This is a genomic window from Flavobacterium sp. GSP27 (assembly GCF_003970395.1).
Lineage (GTDB): Bacteria > Bacteroidota > Bacteroidia > Flavobacteriales > Flavobacteriaceae > Flavobacterium.
Window position 1 is genome coordinate 25984 of the sequence record NZ_RYDP01000018.1, and the last position, 19512, is coordinate 45495.

The 19512-nt window shown below is 34.1% G+C and carries 21 protein-coding genes; 8 read left to right on the forward strand and 13 right to left on the reverse strand.

The features are described 5' to 3' along the window. The first annotated feature begins 539 nt into the window (after positions 1-539). The 7 genes from EKM05_RS14445 to EKM05_RS13365 all read left to right on the forward strand — a co-directional run bounded on the left by EKM05_RS14445 (position 540) and on the right by EKM05_RS13365 (position 6766). A complete protein-coding gene (locus tag EKM05_RS14445) occupies positions 540-677 on the forward strand; it encodes a hypothetical protein (RefSeq protein WP_158614851.1) in 138 nt (45 codons plus the stop codon). Positions 678-1101: 424 nt separating this feature from the next. Next, a complete protein-coding gene (locus EKM05_RS13340) occupies positions 1102-2001 on the forward strand; it encodes a MerR family transcriptional regulator (protein ID WP_199745243.1) in 900 nt (299 codons plus the stop codon). Between the two features lie 38 nt (positions 2002-2039). Further along, a complete protein-coding gene (locus EKM05_RS13345) occupies positions 2040-3521 on the forward strand; it encodes a phytoene desaturase family protein (protein WP_370275774.1) in 1482 nt (493 codons plus the stop codon). Further along, entirely contained in the window at positions 3518-4357 is an 840-nt protein-coding gene (locus EKM05_RS13350; RefSeq protein ID WP_126556053.1) for a phytoene/squalene synthase family protein, read from the forward strand. Before EKM05_RS13345 ends, EKM05_RS13350 begins: the two co-directional genes overlap by 4 nt. Before the next feature lie 45 nt (positions 4358-4402). Next, positions 4403-4843, forward strand: a complete 441-nt coding sequence (locus tag EKM05_RS13355) for a sterol desaturase family protein (RefSeq protein WP_126556056.1) — start codon at positions 4403-4405, stop codon at positions 4841-4843. A gap of 166 nt (positions 4844-5009) precedes the next feature. After that, positions 5010-5471 carry an SRPBCC family protein gene (locus tag EKM05_RS13360; protein ID WP_126460723.1) on the forward strand — a complete coding sequence of 154 codons (462 nt, stop codon included), beginning with the start codon at positions 5010-5012 and terminating at the stop codon, positions 5469-5471. Next, complete coding sequence (locus EKM05_RS13365; RefSeq protein WP_126556059.1) at positions 5471-6766, forward strand: deoxyribodipyrimidine photo-lyase; 1296 nt, start codon at positions 5471-5473, stop codon at positions 6764-6766. Before EKM05_RS13360 ends, EKM05_RS13365 begins: the two co-directional genes overlap by 1 nt. Before the next feature lie 70 nt (positions 6767-6836). On the opposite strand, the gene EKM05_RS13370 is transcribed toward EKM05_RS13365, so the two are convergent. The 9 genes from EKM05_RS13370 to EKM05_RS13410 all read right to left on the reverse strand — a co-directional run bounded on the left by EKM05_RS13370 (position 6837) and on the right by EKM05_RS13410 (position 15236). After that, a complete protein-coding gene (locus EKM05_RS13370; protein WP_126556062.1) occupies positions 6837-8255 on the reverse strand; it encodes an SDR family oxidoreductase in 1419 nt (472 codons plus the stop codon). 261 nt (positions 8256-8516) lie between these two features. Then, positions 8517-9128, reverse strand: coding sequence for a GTP cyclohydrolase I FolE (gene folE / locus EKM05_RS13375; protein ID WP_233590913.1), 612 nt, complete (start codon positions 9126-9128; stop codon positions 8517-8519). A gap of 159 nt (positions 9129-9287) precedes the next feature. Then, positions 9288-9971, reverse strand: coding sequence for an SDR family NAD(P)-dependent oxidoreductase (locus tag EKM05_RS13380; protein ID WP_126556065.1), 684 nt, complete (start codon positions 9969-9971; stop codon positions 9288-9290). A 56-nt stretch (positions 9972-10027) separates the two neighbouring features. After that, positions 10028-10312, reverse strand: a complete 285-nt coding sequence (locus tag EKM05_RS13385; RefSeq protein WP_255416236.1) for a TIGR03643 family protein — start codon at positions 10310-10312, stop codon at positions 10028-10030. A 51-nt stretch (positions 10313-10363) separates the two neighbouring features. Then, positions 10364-11848 (reverse strand): cryptochrome/deoxyribodipyrimidine photo-lyase family protein, encoded by a 1485-nt coding sequence (locus EKM05_RS13390; protein ID WP_126556068.1) that lies wholly within the window; start codon positions 11846-11848, stop codon positions 10364-10366. Between the two features lie 7 nt (positions 11849-11855). Beyond that, complete coding sequence (locus tag EKM05_RS13395) at positions 11856-13160, reverse strand: DASH family cryptochrome (RefSeq protein ID WP_126556071.1); 1305 nt, start codon at positions 13158-13160, stop codon at positions 11856-11858. Next, complete coding sequence (locus EKM05_RS13400; protein WP_126455555.1) at positions 13136-13270, reverse strand: DUF2256 domain-containing protein; 135 nt, start codon at positions 13268-13270, stop codon at positions 13136-13138. Before EKM05_RS13400 ends, EKM05_RS13395 begins: the two co-directional genes overlap by 25 nt. Then, entirely contained in the window at positions 13270-14577 is a 1308-nt protein-coding gene (locus EKM05_RS13405) for an AarF/ABC1/UbiB kinase family protein (RefSeq protein WP_126556075.1), read from the reverse strand. The genes EKM05_RS13400 and EKM05_RS13405 overlap by 1 nt, the downstream gene beginning before the upstream one ends. Further along, entirely contained in the window at positions 14577-15236 is a 660-nt protein-coding gene (locus tag EKM05_RS13410; RefSeq protein WP_126556078.1) for a TetR family transcriptional regulator C-terminal domain-containing protein, read from the reverse strand. Before EKM05_RS13410 ends, EKM05_RS13405 begins: the two co-directional genes overlap by 1 nt. 119 nt (positions 15237-15355) lie before the next feature. On the opposite strand from EKM05_RS13410, the gene EKM05_RS13415 reads away from it, so the two are divergent. Further along, positions 15356-16270, forward strand: a complete 915-nt coding sequence (locus EKM05_RS13415) for a TIGR01777 family oxidoreductase (protein ID WP_126556081.1) — start codon at positions 15356-15358, stop codon at positions 16268-16270. A gap of 2 nt (positions 16271-16272) precedes the next feature. Here EKM05_RS13415 and EKM05_RS13420 read toward each other — a convergent pair whose 3' ends face one another. From EKM05_RS13420 to rmuC, 4 genes are all read right to left on the reverse strand, one after another. Then, complete coding sequence (locus EKM05_RS13420) at positions 16273-16812, reverse strand: YceI family protein (protein ID WP_126556084.1); 540 nt, start codon at positions 16810-16812, stop codon at positions 16273-16275. A 174-nt stretch (positions 16813-16986) separates the two neighbouring features. Further along, positions 16987-17532, reverse strand: a complete 546-nt coding sequence (locus EKM05_RS13425; RefSeq protein ID WP_126455565.1) for an acyl-CoA thioesterase — start codon at positions 17530-17532, stop codon at positions 16987-16989. Then, positions 17533-17898: a 6-phosphogluconate dehydrogenase gene (locus EKM05_RS13430; RefSeq protein ID WP_126556087.1), complete on the reverse strand. Its 366-nt coding sequence runs from the start codon at positions 17896-17898 to the stop codon at positions 17533-17535. 17 nt (positions 17899-17915) lie between these two features. Beyond that, a complete protein-coding gene (gene rmuC, locus EKM05_RS13435) occupies positions 17916-19274 on the reverse strand; it encodes a DNA recombination protein RmuC (protein ID WP_126556090.1) in 1359 nt (452 codons plus the stop codon). Positions 19275-19512 lie beyond the last annotated feature (238 nt).

Consider the following 19512-nt stretch of genomic DNA (forward strand, 5'->3'; position numbering starts at 1 on the left):
TTAATCAGTAAAAACACTGAAATTTAGTATATTAAAGAATTATTACCAGATAATATTTCTAATGAGAAACATCGGTCTTGAGAGTAAAGATACAGCGTTAATTTCAGTTTTGCAAATTCATTTTAAAGTCAAACTCGATCTAGTTAGGGTCAGGGTCAAGCTTATTTGTTTATTTATAACCGCTTTTTGTCATGTAAGTAAGTCGAAAGTTTAAAAGTCGTAAAGTCAAAAGAATTAACTTTAAGTAAAACAGCTTTAAATCAGATTTTTACATGATTTTTACATGATTTTAAAATACGACATTATACCATGGTTATTACTTATTTAAAATTGATTCAGTAGAATATTTTGATTCCGTGTCTTGTCCATTAGCTCCTGAAGGTCGAGGAAGTTACCTCGAATTAATAAGTACCACTCTGGATAATAATTTAGCTTCAAGTTGGGTAGCTGCCACCGCTGACGGGCTCTTAACTCAATCCTATCACTACTATTTTGAAGATTCAGAGTATTACTCCCATCAGAGGCATTAAAGTATTAATATGTTAGGCGCTTTAGTTCAAGAGATCAAAGTAACTTTGGAAGCGGCAAGTATGGTTTTAAGTTCTTATTCTAGTGAGATGTATTTTATTACGGTCTATAATCAGGACGACATCACCCGAACAATCATAAAAAAATAAATTTAATAAATAATAGGAATCATTATTAAGAAAAGTTGCGAAAAAGGTCAGATTTTCACACGGCTTTTCTTATGTTTAAGAGAATAAAATGGAGCAGTAGTTTTTCTAAAGCTTTTTTTTAGTGCTGTTTTTCTTTTGAAAATAGTTGAAAATCAGAAAGTAATTTTAAGTGCAGCCATTTAATAAGAAGGAAACTGCGGCTTATTATTATTAAAAGGGATTGATTATTTGCTATTCAATGTTTAATTCAAAAAAAAAAGTGTATTAGTTTTATAATCAGCTAGTAGCGTTCAAGAAATAATCAGTTTCAGCAGTGTACCGTTTTATAGAATCTTGGGGTGTTTTGAGTTTAAAAAAAGTTTCGGTGTGATCATAAGAGTTTATAATTAAATTTATTTTACATTTGTTCATTAAATTTCGATAAATGATAAACAATGTAAAAAATATGTTCAGTATAAAAGATCTTGAAAATCTTTCAGGGATAAAAGCGCACACCATACGAATCTGGGAAAAAAGATACAATATTCTGCAACCCATGCGTACCGACACTAATATCAGATTGTATGATTTAGTGAGTTTGCAAAAACTGCTAAATATTACATTGTTGCACGATTATGGCTATAAAATTTCAAAAATAGCAACTTACCCTCAAGAAAAAATACCCTCTTTAGTACGTGAAATAATTTCGAACAAAACAGCAAAAAGTCATGCCATAAGTGAATTTAAAATGGCCATGATGAATTTTGATCAAGAGCTGTTTTTTAATACCTATAATTGGTTAATTGCAGAAAAATCATTTAAGGAAGTATTTCATCAAGTCTTTATACCACTGATGAATGAACTGGGATTATTATGGCAATCGGACACGATAACTCCAGCCCACGAGCATTTTATCAGCTACTTAATTAAACAAAAATTATTAGTTAACACCGAAAAACTTCAAGTTTTAAAGCAAACAAAAGTAGATAAAGTTTTTGTCCTGTCACTTCCTATGAATGAAATTCATGAATTAGGTCTGATGTACCTGAATTATGAGATTTTATTGCATGGCTACAAAACTATTTATTTAGGAGAAAGTATGCCTATTGAAAATCTGAAAGACTTGAAAAAACATTTTGATTCCATTATTTTTGTTTCCTACCTTACAGTACAACCAGAAAGATGTCAACTCGATGGATACATTCAAAAAATGTCCAATGAGTTGGTGGATGATACGACTGAATTATGGTATATTGGTCGTATGATTGAGTTTATAAAAAGAGAGGAACTTTCAGATCGAATTACTCTTTTTAGTTCAATTACTGAATTGGTAGATTGGATCTAGTTGTTTTTGTTTAAACATTTCGTATATTTGCTAAACAAATGAAGGATATGAAAAAAATTACAATTATAGGTTCTGGATTCTCGGCTCTAGCTGCTGCTTGTTATCTGGCAAAAAGTGGTCACGATGTGACGGTGTATGAGAAAAATGAAACAATTGGAGGGAGAGCACGACAATTAAAAAAAGAAGGTTTCACCTTTGATATGGGCCCAAGTTGGTATTGGATGCCAGACGTATTCGATCGCTTCTTTGCTGATTTTGGAAAGAAAACCACTGATTATTACGAATTAATAAAATTAGCACCAGCCTATCGCGTGTACTATGGAGTTGATGATTTTATTACCATAGCAGATAATTTAAAGGATATTACAATCGCTTTTGAAGCCATCGAAAAAGGAAGCGGCAGCCTGTTAAACGAATTTATGGCTGAGGCCAAAAGTAATTACGACATCGCCATCAAAGATCTAGTGTATCGCCCCGGGATTTCTCCACTAGAATTAATAACGGCAGAAACCGCCATGAAAGTGGGTCAGTTTTTTAGTACTATCAGTAAAGATGTTCGCAAGAAATTCAAAAACGAAAGATTGATTCAAATTCTGGAATTTCCGGTTTTATTTCTTGGTGCTAAGCCATCTGATACCCCGTCATTTTACAGTTTCATGAATTATGCTGATTTTGGTCTGGGAACTTGGCATCCTAAAACAGGAATGTTTGATGTAGTTCGGGGTATAGAAAGTTTAGCAAGAGAGTTGGGAGTGAAATTTCAAATGAATTCCAACATCGAAAAAATCATCGTAGTGCATAAAACAGCCAATTCAATTCAGGTAAATGGAGAAATCATTACCTCTGATGTAATTCTAAGCGGAGCCGATTACCATCACACGGAAACATTGTTGGATATGGAGCACCGTACTTATTCTGAAAAATATTGGGACAGTCGCGTTTTTGCACCATCATCATTATTGTTTTATGTTGGTTTCAATAAAAAAATAAAAAACATTTCACATCATGCCTTATTCTTTGATGTTGATTTTTATCAGCATGCCAAAGACATTTATGATGAACCACAGTGGCCAAAAGAACCCTTATTTTATGCTAATTTTCCATCAGTGACAGATGAAACTGCAGCTCCGGAAGGAATGGAATCAGGGTTTTTTCTAATACCTTTAGCTCCCGGAATCAACGATACTGAAGCACTCCGAGAAGAATACTTTGAAAAAATAATGGATCGTTTCGAAACTTTAACACAACAAAAAGTACGCAATACTATACTATTTAAACAATCCTTTTGTAAAAATGATTTTGTATCAGAATACAATTCATACAAAGGAAATGCCTATGGAATGGCAAATACATTATTGCAAACTGCCTTTTTGAGACCTAAGTTAAAGAGCAAGAAAGTGAAAAATTTATATTTTACCGGTCAATTGACCGTGCCCGGACCAGGTGTTCCACCAGCATTGATTTCCGGAAAATTAGTGTCTGAGTTAATTAACAAACAATTTTTAGCACAACAATTATGAAACAATTATTTGATGATGTATCTTTTAAATGTAGCAAATTAGTCACTAAAAACTACAGTACCTCTTTCTCTATGGCGGTTTATATGCTCTCGCCCAGTATTAGGGATGCCATTTATAGTATTTATGGTTTTGTCCGTTTTGCGGATGAAATTGTAGACACTTTTCATGGTTTTGACAAAGAAAATCTGATCACTGAGTTTGAAGATGAGTACTACAAAGCCATTGACAGAGGGATTAGTTTAAATCCTATATTAAATTCTTTTCAGCAAACGGTAAACAAATACAACATCTCTGATGATCTCATTCAGGCATTTTTAAAAAGCATGAAATTAGATTTAATCAAATCGGATTATCACAGTAAAGCAGAGTATGATGATTACATTTATGGATCGGCTGATGTGGTAGGTCTTATGTGTCTCAAGGTTTTTGTTGCCGGAGATCACAAACGATATGAGCAACTGAAAAACGAAGCCATGCGACTGGGATCTGCGTTCCAGAAAGTGAATTTTCTTCGGGATTTAAAAGACGATAATCTTGTCCTGAACCGGAATTATTTCCCAGGAGTCGATTTAAATTCCTTCGATGAAAATGCTAAAGCGGCTATCATTAATGAAATTGAAGCAGATTTTAAAGTAGCCTATGAAGGAATTGTAAAACTTCCTATTGAAGCTAAGTTTGGCGTATACACCGCTTTTGTGTACTACAAAAAACTATTAAAAAAGCTAGAAAACACTCCGTGTCATGAAATTGGAAGTGCAAGAATCCGAGTTTCTAACTACACCAAAGCCGGATTACTGGCAAAATCTTTTGTCTCTTATAAATTGAAGTTAGTTTAAGTTACAGCTTGTTTTTAAATATTTTTTAATTAAACATAGAATAAAATGATATTTTTTTTGATATTTATAGGTACTTTTTTAATAATGGAATGTGTCACCTGGTGTACCCACAAATTCGTTATGCACGGCTCAATGTGGTACTTTCATGCCGATCATCACCAACCAAAATACACTAATGTTTTTGAACGAAACGATATTTTTTTTATCATTTTTGCCATCCCAAGCATCCTGCTTTTCTATTATGGTGTCGAAGGAGGACTGAATTATAAATTTTTTCTCGGACTGGGAATTATGTTTTACGGCCTTTGCTATTTCATGATCCATGACGTCCTAATTCACCAACGATTCAAATGGTTCAAAAACACGAACAACAAGTATTTAATAGGATTGCGAAAAGCCCATAAAGTACATCACAAACACTTAGGCAAAGAGCATGGAGAATGTTTTGGCATGCTGTTCGTTCCTTTAAAATACTACAAAATATAAATTTAATTTGGGCGTGACCCCGCTTTCACTAGTGTTACAGCGGGGTCAGGCTATCCGTTCCCGCTTTTTTATACCAGGCAAAAAAGCCAGGTATAAAAAGAGCTCCACTACTATCCCTCACGCGAACACAGTGTTCTATGAAGGCATTTATCTTTAAAACACAACCATGAAAATATACAAACAAGAAACCGTACAGCACGTGAATGCAACTGTTCAAGAATGTTGGACTTTTTTTTCCAATCCAAAAAATCTTCAAAAAATCACACCAGAAGGAATGGGTTTCCAAATCACAGATTTCGATAATAAATCTATGTATCCCGGGCAAATCATTCAATATAAAGTAACGCCACTTTTTGGGATTACCTTGTCGTGGATGACGGTAATTACACAAGTAAAGGAAAATGATTATTTTATTGATGAGCAGCGTTTTGGTCCCTATAGTTTCTGGCACCACAAACATTTCTTTGAGACCACACCAAATGGAACAAAAATGACCGATGTGGTCCATTACGGTTTGCCACTTGGTATATTGGGACGAATCATGAACACCTTAGTCGTGAAAAATAAATTGAAATCCATTTTTGCGTATCGTGTTGCAAAAGTGGATCAAATGTTTAATTCAAAGTAATGAGCAAGCAAGAAATTTCTGTTTTTTGGTTTAGACGCGATTTGCGTCTGGAAGATAACGTTGGATTATTTCATGCTTTGAAGTCTGAATATCCGGTTATTCCGTTGTTTATTTTTGATGATTCCATCTTAGATACTTTACCTAAAAACGACGCTCGAGTCGGTTTTATTCACGAATCACTTTCTAAAATAAATAGACAATTACAGGAAATTGAAAGTTCACTTTTGGTTAAAAAAGGAAAAACTATCGCTGTTTGGCAATCTTTATTAAAAGAATTTGATGTCAAAGAAGTCTTCTTCAACAAAGATTACGAACCGTACGCGATACAACGTGACTCTGCAATTTGTGAATTTTTAGAAACTAATAAAACCATTTCTTATTCTTTTAAAGACCAAGTCATTTTTGAAGAAAAAGAAGTTACTAAAGCAGATGGATTGCCCTACACGGTGTATACACCGTTTAAAAATAAATGGCTGGAGAAATACAAGTCAATGACTCCAGTTCAAGAATATGATACTGCTGCTTATTTTGCTAATTTCTATAAAAACAGTTTTGCTTTTCCCACTTTGGAACAAATAGGTTTCGTAGAAAGTCTTATCAAAGTAAAACCACATAACCTTAAATTCATTGCAAATTACCAAGATATAAGAGATTTCCCAGCCTTAGATAAAACTTCTTATCTTTCGCCACATCTGCGTTTTGGAACCGTAAGTATCCGGAAATTAGTCAATTGGACATTTAATAAAAATGATATCTTTTTAAGTGAACTAATTTGGAGAGAATTTTTCATGCAAATCTTATTTAGTTTTCCAAAAGTCGGTACGCAAAACTTCAAATCAGCCTATAATGGGATTCAATGGAGAAATAATGAAGAAGATTTCAAACGTTGGTGTACCGGAACAACGGGCTATCCAATGGTTGATGCCGGAATGCGGCAACTCAATGAAACCGGGTATATGCACAACAGGGTTCGCATGGTTGTCGCGAGTTTTCTCTGCAAGCATTTATTGATTCAATGGCAATGGGGTGAAGCCTATTTTGCCGAAAAATTATTGGATTATGAGATGTCTGCCAATGTTGGCAATTGGCAATGGGCTGCGGGAACAGGTTGTGATGCCGCGCCATATTTCCGAGTTTTCAATCCGGAGATCCAGCTAAAAAAATTCGATGAAAAAGGAACCTATATCCGCAAATGGATTAAAGAATTCGATTTAGGATACAAACAGCCAATGGTAGAACATGCGATGGCTAGAGACAGAGCTATTGCGACGTACAAAGCCGGAATTTTGAAGTGATTTATTTTAGCATATAAATGATGTAGGTTTTATACAGGGAAAAAAATGTATAGAATTTATATGTTATAAATTATTTTATTAATTTGTTCAGCATGCCATTAAATATAAACCCGTGAAACGGCAAAACAGAATACCAATATAAATTTCCCCAAATCCCTTTTGGGAGGAAAGTAGCCGATTGGTACAGCGTATTTCCTATTATTTTGAATTCCAGCCACGCTTCACCAGGTAGCTTCATTTCGGCAAATAAGATTAGTTTTCCTTCTTGTTTATTGGCATATAGTACGCGCCAAAAATCCAAAGCATCACCAGAATGAATCTCGTGTCTGTTGGTTCTTCCTCTTCTACTACCTACACCTCCGTATAATTTATCAATAAAACCTCGTAAACTCCAAAGCCAATCGCCATAATACCAACCGGAATCTCCACCAATGGACCAGATTTTATTTATAGTGTATTCTCGGTCTATGATTTCCATTTTGCGTCGGTCTATAAAGCAATCTTTTTTTGGAACCTTCAAATATTCTGACATGTTACTGTTGAAACGGCCGCTAATGAGAGAATCTTTCCAGCTCGAAGCTACTTTGTCTTCATCTACTTTTATCAAAGCACGGGAAAGTGCCTGTTTGTAGGTCATTGGAGTAACATGCAATAACTCATTGATTTTATTATCACTGCAAACAACTTCTACTTTCATGCTGCTGACCAGTGCTGAAGCCAGTCGATAAGATGTTGAGGTTACAAAATACAACCAATAGGAAGATAATTTTGGCGTCATTATAGGAACAGTAAAGATCCATCGTTTTAGCTTTTTGGCTTCTGCAAAACCCAAAAGCATCTCTTTATACGTTAAAATATCAGGTCCGCCAATATCAAAACTTTGATTATAAGTAACGGGGTTTAATAATGATTTGGATAAAAATTCAAGAACATCCGGAATTGCAATGGGCTGGCATTTAGTATTCAGCCATTTTGGGGTAATCATTACAGGCAGTTTATTGATTAAATCCCGAATTATTTCGAAGGAAGCACTTCCAGAACCTACAATAATTCCTGCTCTTAGAGTAGTAGTGGGAAAAGTGCCGGTATTCAAAATTTCTTCTACTTTTTTTCGCGACGATAAATGTTTGGATAATGATTTATCGTTGATAATTCCACTCAAATAAATTACTTGTTTGGCTTTGGTTTTATTCAAGCGATGCACAAAATTTAGAGCCGATTCACTTTCCAATTCATCAAAATTAGCAGCTGAACCTGACATGGAATGAATCAGATAATACGCCGCATCAATAGTTTCTGGAATAACTGTCAATGTTTCTTGATTTAGGAAATCTACCTCAATTATGGTAACATTTTTTTGATATTCGACCGGGCAATTAAATCTGTTTTTATCTCTTACACAACAGATTATATCGTGCCCTTGTCCTGATAATAGGGGTAAGAGTCGTTTCCCGATGTAACCTGTTGCGCCTGTTAAGAGAATTTTCATAAGTTTTTATATTTTGCCATCATATCGTAAAGATACTACCTTACCGCTTTAATTGATCCCATTTTAATCTTTTCAGGTTTAATTCCTCGAAGCTCTACTTCTATTTTTTTTGCCACAGATTCACAGATTAAAAAGATTTTTTAAAATCTGTGACAGTTATTTAGTTAATACCTCTGGGGCTATGCACCGAGGTAGTTTATTTTGGGTTTTTGCACTTTTTTAGCCACTTTTAATATGTTTAATTAGTTGTAAAAATTAAATTTAACTCAGTTTAGTAGAAATCAAACTAATAAATTCTCTTCTGGTTTTATTTTTTTCGAACGCACCTGTAAAAGAGGAAGTGGTGGTAACTGAGTTTTGTTTTTGAATCCCTCTCATCTGCATACACATGTGTTGCGCTTCAATTACTACCGCTACTCCAAGCGGATTCAGAGCTTCCTGAATGCAATTTTTTATCTGATCTGTCAATCGTTCCTGCACTTGCATCCTTCTGGCGAAAGCATCCACCACTCTTGGTATTTTACTCAAACCAACAATTTTACCATTAGGGATATAAGCAACATGCGCTTTTCCAAAAAACGGCAACATGTGGTGTTCACACATCGAATATACTTCAATATCTTTTACCACAATCATTTGATGGTGGTCTTCACTAAATAATGCCGATTTTAATATTTCTAATGGATCTAAGCCGTAACCGTGCGTCAAATATTGCATGGCTTTGGCTACACGTTCTGGAGTTTTTTCAAGTCCTTCTCTGGTCACATCCTCTCCTAAATTACTAATAATAGTTTTATAATTTTCAGCTAACGCCTCGGTAGTTTCCGAATCATATTGCTCAACTTTCTCGTAACTTCTCATTTCTTTTATCATGGTATGCTGATTTTCAATTTTGATTTTGGCTAATTATTTTTTTTGGATTCTTGTTTAAACAAACCATTTATAGATTTAAAAAAAACAATCATTCTTTATATATAAGCTTAATTTCTTAATGGTTAATTTTTCTTTTTTGTGTGGTTAACAATAACTTGTTTAGATTTTAAAAGTCACTATTCCGTAATCCATTTCGAATACCTGACCTGAAATTGATTTTGCATTTTCAGATATCAGGAAGTCTGCCATGTGTGCTACTTCTTGAGGTTTCAAATAGCCTTTCATCGGGTGGCGTTCTATCATATTCTCTTTCATACGGTCATTTCTCAAAATTCCTGCGGCTAGTGTCGTTTCCGTAATTGTGGGAGCAATGGCATTGATGCGCACTACTGAAGCTAGTTCTGCTCCTAATGATTTCACTAATCCTTCCACACCCGCTTTTGCAGTAGCAATGCTCGCATGAAACGGCATTCCTAATTTTGCAGCAACCGTACTGAACAAAATAATGGATGGATTGGTTCCTTTTTTCAAAACAGGCAAATATTTTTGGATCGCTTTTACGGCACCAATAACATTAATTTCAAAATCTGTTCTGAAATCGTCAATACTAAGACTTCCTATGGGTTTCAAGTTGATAGAACCCGGACAATAAATTAATGTATCTATCACTTCAATTTCCGGAAGTGTATCTTGTAACACATTTACTGAAAAATGTTTCAGATTGGGATGTGTGATCTCTGGTGCATTTCGGCTGATGTTATACACCATGTTTGTCTCTAATTGCTGCAACAAAATGGCATTTCCAATTCCTTTGCTTCCGCCAATGATTACGATATTTTTCATGTTATTTGGTCAGTTATTTAAATTCTATTTTGATTTTGTCGTTTATTGGATCCAATTTATCGTTTGGAAATCTTATTGTTATTAATCTGTCTTTGCATGGTACATTTAAAGCGGCCTTCGCGAAAATCTCTTAATTTTTCATGTTTTGTTTTACGACCTTGCACTCTTTCGCGCCACATTCTAAAACTGGATGGTTTCATCTCGGTGCGCATCAGGTCAATTACTTCTTGTTCTTTTAATCTAAATTGCAATAAAATTGCATCAAAAGTCGTGCGGTCTTCCCAAGCCATTTCTATGATTCGGTCTTTGTCTAAATCGGTAAGTTCTTTTTTTATATTCACAATATGTTATTTAAAAGTGGTATTGATTTCTTTGTGCTTATCGCTGAAAAATTATTCGATATCGCCAATATCAGCCATGGTATGCAGTTTTAATATCCGGGAAATTTCCTCTTTTACTAATGGATTTTTCTTCATTTTCCATAATAAATCGCTAGCATATTTTCTTGTTCGTTCCATGTTTACAATTTGTTTTGGATAGTGAATGCCCACTTCAAACTCATTAAATTTTTGATCTAAATAGGTCATTTTATTTGGTTCGTGCACAAATGCCCTAGGTAAGTTTCGCAATTCTGGAACCCATTTTTTTATAAACTCACCATCAGGATCGTGCTCATAGCTATTTTTTATGGGATTATAAATACGCAACATATTGATTCCGGTCTCGCCAGCCTGCATTTGCAATTGAGGAAAATGAATTCCGGGTTCAAAATCAAGGAACATTTGCGATAAATGTTGTGTAGCGTTCTGCCAAGGTTGCCATAAATTATGAGTAAAAAAGGAAACTAACATCGCACGCATTCTAAAGTTCAAATACCCTGTTTCGTTCAAACAACGCATGGAAGCATCGACTAATGGAAATCCGGTGTATCCCGTTTTCCAAGCTTTAATATAATTTTCATTCACTTTCTTTTGCAACGAATGGAATCCTTTATTCTCACTTTCAAACTCCATGACTTCTTCCATTTCAAATTTTTGAATGAAATGTGCCTGCCAAGTCAGTCTGGATACAAACGAATCAATTTGTTTTTTGTCGCTGCAGTTGAGTCTGAATGTCGCTGCTTTTTGTAAAACCTGTCTGGAAGATAGATTTCCCCAAGCAATGTAAGGGGATAATCTGCTGCAACTTTTTCGAGCTAGTAATGGTTTTGAAATATGAGAACTGTAATTGTGATACCGTTCCTCAAAAAATGTTTGTAAATACTTTCCAGCCATACTGCTACCTCCTTTTTGGAAAATAGTATCGGGAATGGTTTCCAGATTGGTTTTTTCTAGTGCTTTTTCAAGCTCATTAATTGCTGCCATATTAAGGAAATTCTCTGCTTTCGAATCGAAAATAAATAATGATTCATTCATATATTCTTCCCATTTAGAAACCCAGTTTGCTCTGTTTCTCAATGCCCTGAAAATGCCATTATTAATATTTTCTACCCAATTGATCTGATTATTTTTACAAAATCGTTTGAAGGTTTTATCTCTTTCGTAAGTAATTTTTAACCCTGTTTCCTGATGCGAAAAAACAGTATCAATTTTGTATGTTTCCTCAAGGATATTAAATACCTGAAGCACTTCTGAGGAGACTGCTAAAACCTGCGTGTTCGATTGCTCCAGCTGCTTATTGATATCAACAAGGGACTGCTTGATGAAATTCCAGTGTCTAGAACTGTAATGCGAATCATTTTCTAAAGATTTCTCGAACACATAAAGCAACAAAGTAGGCGTATCTGTTTTTGTGGCATTAAAAATTGCTTCGTTATCCTGCAAACGAAGATCTCTTTTGAACCAAACTACATTGATATTTTTTTTATTTGTATTCATTTATTTTTTATAATAATTGTTGTTGCAGCCATAATTTTTGAAATTTTGATTGTCCGTCGTAATTCGTGGCTTGTAATTTAATATTAAATTTTCGATCTCTGGGATCGTTGCCTACTCCTGAAACATACATCCAGTTTCCATAATTGTTGTGAACATCGTAATCAATAAGCATTGCTTCAAAGTATGCCGCTCCTATACGCCAGTCCAATAACAGATCTTTTGCAAAATACGACGCTACATTTTGTCTGCCGCGATTGCTCATCCAACCTGTTTGTTGTAATTCAAGCATATTTGCATTTATAAAAGGTTCTTCAGTTGCACCATTTATCCATTTATTGATGGCATATTTGTTTCTTTTCCAATCGTATTTTTTGTTTAAAATTCCGCCAATCTTAAAAATTGAATTTCCATTTTTTAACGAAATATATTTAAAATAATCTCTCCAAATTAGTTCAAAAACCAACCAATATGTTGAGTCATTCTTCTCGATTTGTTGTTCATATTTCAAAATTTCCCAATAAATAGTTTTTGCAGAAATTGATCCATTAGACAACCAAGGTGAAAATTTCGAACTAAAATCAGTTCCAATTAATCCGTTTCGAGTTACTTTATAAACGCTCAGTTTTTTGGTTTTCCAAAAATAATTTTGCAAACGTTTCATTGCTTCATCTTCACCACCACCAAAAGGAAATGCCGTTCTGGAATCTATTTCAAAATCAGTAAAACCTAAATTTTTTATCGTAGGAATAACAGTTTGGTCTATGGTGTAATTATCAATTGACAACGGTTGAACTGAAAACTCAGGTCTGACTTTTGTCGTTTTTTCACATTTATTTCGGAATTGTGTAAAAACATTTGGAACCGCTTCAATTGCAAACGGTATTTCTTCCGGATGAAATAAGAACTGATTATAACTACTTTTAAACGCTACTGAATTTGGAACCTGAGTTTTTATGTTATCGGAAACTATCATTTCCTCAGAAGTCCATTCTTCTTGAAAATAGATCGAACTAATTTCGTTTTGAATGACAATCGCTGGAATACAGTCTTCTGGCTTTTGGTGATAAACCAATAAAGAAACATTCAAATTTTTTAGATTTTGTTTTAAAGCCGCTACCGATTCCAATAGAAATTTAGCACGGAATTTTTCTGTTTTTTTGAAACCATATTCTTTTTCTTCAAAATGTCGTGGGTCAAAGCAATAAATTGCAATTACATTGTCATTTTCTTCCATCGCAGTAGATAGAGACTCATTATCATGAACTCTAAGATCATTCCTAAACCAAACTAACCCTTTTTGTTTCTTTTGCATTTTTCACTACAATATTTAACTTCGTTCCAAACTTTTTCCCATTTTTTCCGCCAGCTGAATGGCCGGTTGCAGACCATACACATTTTTGAAGGCAGATTTTCTTTTTTCACTACTTGTATTTTTCAAATTCATTGACAACTATTTTCGCTTTCAAATCAAACATTAAATTGTACAATCCAAAAAAAGTTCTGTTCATGTAAATAAAATGTTTAGAACCTCTATTCCCGTTCATTTTTCGAAGATTAGTGTCTTTTGAAAAGCGTTCCCCCAATTGTGCGATACTTTCAAAAAAACTTTCATCCGAGAAATCGAATATTTTCTCTTGAAAAGGTTTGGTAAACAACGATAATAAATCATGAAACAATTCTGTGAAATAGGCTATTTCTGCATCAGAATCATCAGCACGTAAAATTTCTAATTCAAATAATTTTGAATTGAATATTTTAGTATCGTTAATTACATCTTTACTTACCAGCTCAAAATAGGGGGTGTAAAATTCTGTTGGAATTTGTTTCATACAACCAAAATCTAATGCTACTAATTGGTTTGCATCGTTGACTAAGAAATTTCCAGGATGTGGATCAGCGTGTACTTTTCTTAAAATATGAATTTGGTACATATAAAAGTTCCATAAAGCCTGACCAACATTGTCTGCTACTTCCTGATTGGTATTTGTTTTTGTAAATTCAGAGAGATGTTTGCCATTCATCCAGTCCATTGTGATGATTTTGTCTGTTGAAAAGTCAGGGTAATATTCCGGAAAAACCAGATTTTCTATTTTTTTGCAGGCGTCAACTACTTCTTGACTTTGTTTTAATTCCAATATATAATTAGTTTCCTCAATCAATTTGTCCTCAACTTCCTTAAAATATTTATCAGAATCTTTTCCTTGAAGGTTAAACATTCTGATGGCAATAGGTTTCACCATCGATAAGTCAGAGGAGATGCTGTTAGCCACTCCGGGATATTGAATTTTTACAGCTAGTTTTTTACCGTCTTTCATGGCAACATGCACTTGCCCAATACTTGCTGCATTTTTAGATGTAGCATTGAATTCATCAAATATTTCATGAGGTGTTTTCCCAAAATTTGTTTTGAAGGTTTTCAGTACTAGCGGAGCTGAAAGTGGTGGAACAGAAAATTGGGATAGTGAAAATTTTTCTACATAAGCCTGAGGCAAAAAACTTTTATCCATACTCAACATTTGTGCTACTTTGAGCGCACTTCCTTTAAGGCTTTTGAGTCCGTCGTAAATATCCTCGGCATTGTCCTCGTTTAATTTTTCACGGGTCAAATCAGAATTCACTATTTTTTCACCGTAATATTTTAGGTAATTTACGCCAACTTTAGCACCGGTTTGTACCAGCTTAGTTGCTCTTTCAATTTTTGATGTTGGAATATAATCTATAGTTTTCATTACTTGTTGTATATTTTTTCTTTGAAAATGAATTTTCCAAAGTCGATTAAGCTGTCTATCGGTGCGATATTCATTAATTCAAAAGTTACTTTAACAGATTTTTCAATGTAAATGTCTGTTTTCTCAAAAGCAGCTGAGGCATCATCCAACCAAAACTTTAGCGTTAACAAAAGTTGAATCCAGGATGCTTCCTGAAAGGATTTCTCTTGAAAGTTTTGCAGTTTTTCCTGTTGTGTTCTAAATTCATCTGAGATTATTTCAGATAAATAATTTCTGAAACTGTTTCTGAGCCCAGAGAGTTGCATTAGTTTTTTCAACTGATTGTTGTGCTCTTTCAATACAAGAACAACATAACTCCTGTTAGCAGTCAAGATCTCGAAAAAAGTAAAGTAAAAACTTAACATTTTACTTTTCATGTCATACATTTCGTATTCCTTATTTTTGTTCAGTAAGTCAGTAGTTTTTTCTACAAACATTTTAAAAATTTCTTTCTCAATACTTTCAATTGTACCAAAAAAAGCATAGAATTCAGTTTCTGTAAAATCATTTATTTTTGTAAAATGATATACTGATTTTGGTTTCTCGCTGTGTTCAAGAACATAATTCATGTAGAGCGAAACTATTTTGTCTTTTGTTACGGTTGTTTTTTTAGTTGCCATTTTTTACGATGTTTCAAATTAGAGTATAAAGGTAGTGAATGTTTAAACATATATCAATAAAGTTAAACAAAATTTAATATAATTTTAGTATCAATATAAATCAGTAGCTTTACAGTATTATGAAAAAGAATGTTTTAATAAGCGGAGGTTCGGGATTTATCGGAAAAAATTTAACTGCTTTGTTGGTCGCAAAAGGGTATACAGTTTCCATTCTGAGTAGAAGTGAAAAGCGTAATACAGAAGCTGTGTTTTATTATAAGTGGGATGTAGCAAATCACACTATTGATGAAGCGGCAGTTTTGAACGCCGATTATATTGTACATTTAGCTGGCGAGAATATTGGGGAGAGGCGCTGGACGGCCAAACAAAAAGCGGCCATTATTGATAGCAGGGAGCAATCTGTTCAGTTGCTTTATACGGTTCTAAAAAAGCATGATAAAAAAGTAGAAGCGTTTATTTCCGCTTCGGCAGTAGGCATTTATGGTGCTGTCAATGGCGAAGAAATTTGTTCAGAAACCATGGCTCCTGCGAATGATTTTCTAGGATATACCTGCCAGAAATGGGAAGATTCCATAGATTTTATAGAAAATTTAAATATACGTACCGTAAAAATTCGCACCGGATTAGTGTTAGGAAAAAATGATGGTTTTTTAATGAAACTCACTCCTTTATTCAAGTATCGGTTAGGTTCTGCATTGGGATCTGGAGAGCAGTACATGCCTTGGATTCATATCGATGATTTGTGTGCGATCTACTTTCAGGCAATTGTCAATCCCAATATGGCTGGGCCGTATAATGCAGCGATTACTGATAATACTACAAACACCGTTTTTTCTAAAACCTTGGCATGTGTTTTTGGATATTCAATATGGTTGCCAAATGTACCTGCTTTTGTATTGAAATTAGCGATGGGGAAAATGGCGGTAATTGTACTAACGGGACGAAGGGTTTCTTCGGATAAAATAACTCAAACTGGGTTTAAATTTAAATTTAAAAATTTAGAAGGAGCTTTGAGAAATTGTTTAACAAAATAGATTTAATATAAGACACAAATGATTTTTGTGTTCACATTTTTGGATATTTTGCTGCGAACAATGAACGGAATTTTAATCTTGAAATCATCCGTATTTAGGGGAAATGTGGCATATAGCTGAATTCCCTGATCTACTTTTTTTAAGGTTCCGTTAAAAAGGAGCCTTTTAGTTCTTCCACGAATGGTTATCTTTCCATTTATTTGATATTCTCCTACAGTAGTATTTATGTTTTTTAAATCGAATTTCGCAATTTTTCCCTTAAAAATGGCTGTTGGAAAACGGTTGCTCTCCATATAATTATTGTTAAAATGTTCTTGCATCATTTTTTTTTTGAACTTAAAATCTTTGATGCTAATCCAACAAATGATCTGACCTGTCTTAGTGATTAAAATACAGGTTGTTTTCTCGTTGATTGCGTTCACTTCTTCAAATAATGGGATTGAAGCCTCAAAAGTAATGATTCCGGAATAGGATACCATTTTTTCTTGAGCAGTGGTTGCTATTACAGTAAAGAGCAGCATTATTTGTATAATTTTTTTCATAATGATTTATGAATTAAATTACTTAAAGTTACAAAATAAGCAGTAAATATAAAATTATTGTTTGCTTGAAATAACAACTGGATAAGTTAATTTATCTGTTCTTTTTTAATAAGAAATTAGAGGTTTATTGTCCAAAAGAACAGCTGGTCTTTTGGATAATAAGTGTTTGCAACATTATAATTCTACTCGAACATTATATTTTTTTATATTTTCTAGTGCTTTTTCTGAACGGTAATCAAACGCTTCTTTATGGAGATTTTTTTCTTCTTTTAACGCTATTAGTTTGATGCAATTATAAAAACGGCGTACTTCATTGAGATTCGTGAGGATCAATCTGGGAACAAGGGTACTGTTGCCTTCCTTATCTTTGGCAACCATTGTGAAATAGGAGGAATTACAATGTTTAATTTTTCCGGTTTGAATGTTTTCGGCTTCTACCCGAATGCCAATAATCATAGAGCTTTTCCCTACATAATTCACGTTGGCTTTCATGGTTACCAATTCACCCACTTCAATAGGTTTAAGAAAGTTAACCGTATCTACCGATGCCGTTACGCAGTAATTTCCTGAAAATTTTGAAGCACAGGCAAAAGCAATTTGATCCATTAGGGATAAGATATACCCACCATGAATCTTGCCACTGAAATTAGTGTTTGAGGGTAACATCAATTCTGAAATACTAATGTCAGATGATGCTACTGTTTTAAAAATGCTGTTCATTTATTTGATTTTAAAGGGAGAATTAACTTTCTTGACATTAGTAATAAAATAGTGTGAATCGCCCCACCATGGGTAAGTTCTGTATCGTTCCATATAAGTTACTTGGACGTATTGTCCTTCAAATTTCTTTAAATCCGTTATTACTTTTTCCTCACTGTCCATTACCGAAAAAGAAAAAATTTGCGCACCGGAAATGCCTTGACTAATTTCGCCCTCCCAAGTTTTGAATACAACGCCCTTGCGACTCACTTTTATTAATTCGCCGGAGCGAACTCCTTCACTGTACGTAGCATTGTATATAAAAGTGAAATAACCCGCAACAGTTACTACAAGCAATACAGAAAGGATTAGTATAAATTTTTTCATTAGGATTTAGTTTAAAGTTAATTTTCGTTTTTTTCGGCTCGGTTTATAATGCTTTCGGGAAGTGATTTTTTCGCTTTAGCTCCCATTTTTTTTAATTTTTCGACACTCACAATTAGATTTCCTTTTCCTTCTACAAGTTTATTCATCGCACCGCTGTATTCTATTTTGCTCTCGTCTATTTTTTTTCCAATTTTGATTAGGTCTGCCACAAAACCTTCAAATTTATCATACAATGCGCCAGCTTGACGTGCAATTTCGAGTGCGTTTTCCTGTTGTTTTTGATTGGTCCACATGCTGTCAATTGTTCGCAGGGTAGCCAGAAGAGTTGCTGGAGTAACAATGACAATGTTTTTCTCGAACGCTTTGTTGTATAAAGACGTATCCTCATTGAGTGCCATGGCAAAAGCAGGTTCAATAGGAATAAATAACAACACAAAATCAGGACTTTCTATTTGGTACAAATCATGGTAGTTCTTATTGCCAAGTTGCTCTACGTGGCGTTTGATGGAACTGACATGCTCTTTTAGATAGGCAATTTTCAGTAGATCATCTTCTTCATTGATATATTTTTCATACGCCGTCAAAGAAACTTTAGAGTCAACTATCATTTTTTTACCCTCCGGCAGATTGATCACAACATCAGGAAAAACACGATTTCCATCTTCGGTTGTAAAGGCTTGTTGCACCTCATATTCACGGCCTTTCTCCAAACCTGATTTTTCAAGAACGCGTTCTAATACTAATTCGCCCCAATTTCCCTGCATCTTACTGTCTCCTTTCAAAGCCTTAGTTAGATTAATAGTTTCCCTGCTCATCTGGATATTCATTTCGCGTAAGCCCAGAATTTGTTGGCGTAATGCCGCATGATAATCAATACTTTCTTTGTGGGTGTCTTCAACTTTTTTTTCAAACAATTGAATTTTATCCTGTAATGGTGTCAGGATATTTTTCATGTTTTCCTTGTTCTGTTCCGTGAATTTATTGGACTTTTCTTCTAATATTTTATTGGCAAGATTCTCAAATTCCTTGGTGAATTTTTCTTGTAGTTTTTCCACTTCTTCTTTTTGTTCTTTGTTGCGTTCCCAAAGATTCTCAAAATCAACTTCTTTTTTTGAAAGCTGAATGGCTAAACTGTCTTTTTCGTTCCTGATGCTTTCTTTTTGGGAATGGGTGTTTTCCAGTTGCTTTTCAAAAGTTATTTTGTCTACAATTAGTTGTTCTTTCAGTTGATTGAATTGGGTGGAAAATGCAATCAGTTTTTCTTCTAAACTAATTTTTTCCGATTGAAATCGAGCAGAGAAAATGAGCTTGCCAATGAAAACACCAATCGCGAGCGCAACAATAAAAATCAATAAAAACGGAAACATATCTGACATAGAATTTCTTTTTGAAACGTTGTAAAAATAAACAAAAGTTTCCTGATTTTCTTTCGGAAATCAAAATACTAATGCAAGTTTTTTTATAGAAAGTTATTAATTTTGATGACTCAAACAGGCGGAGTTTTAAAAACATATTAGATAAAAAAGCCAGATTTCATTTTTGGACATGCCCCAAAAAGTTAGACACTATTTGGGGCATTTTTTATGGAAAAAAAAGTAAAATATGATTATGCAT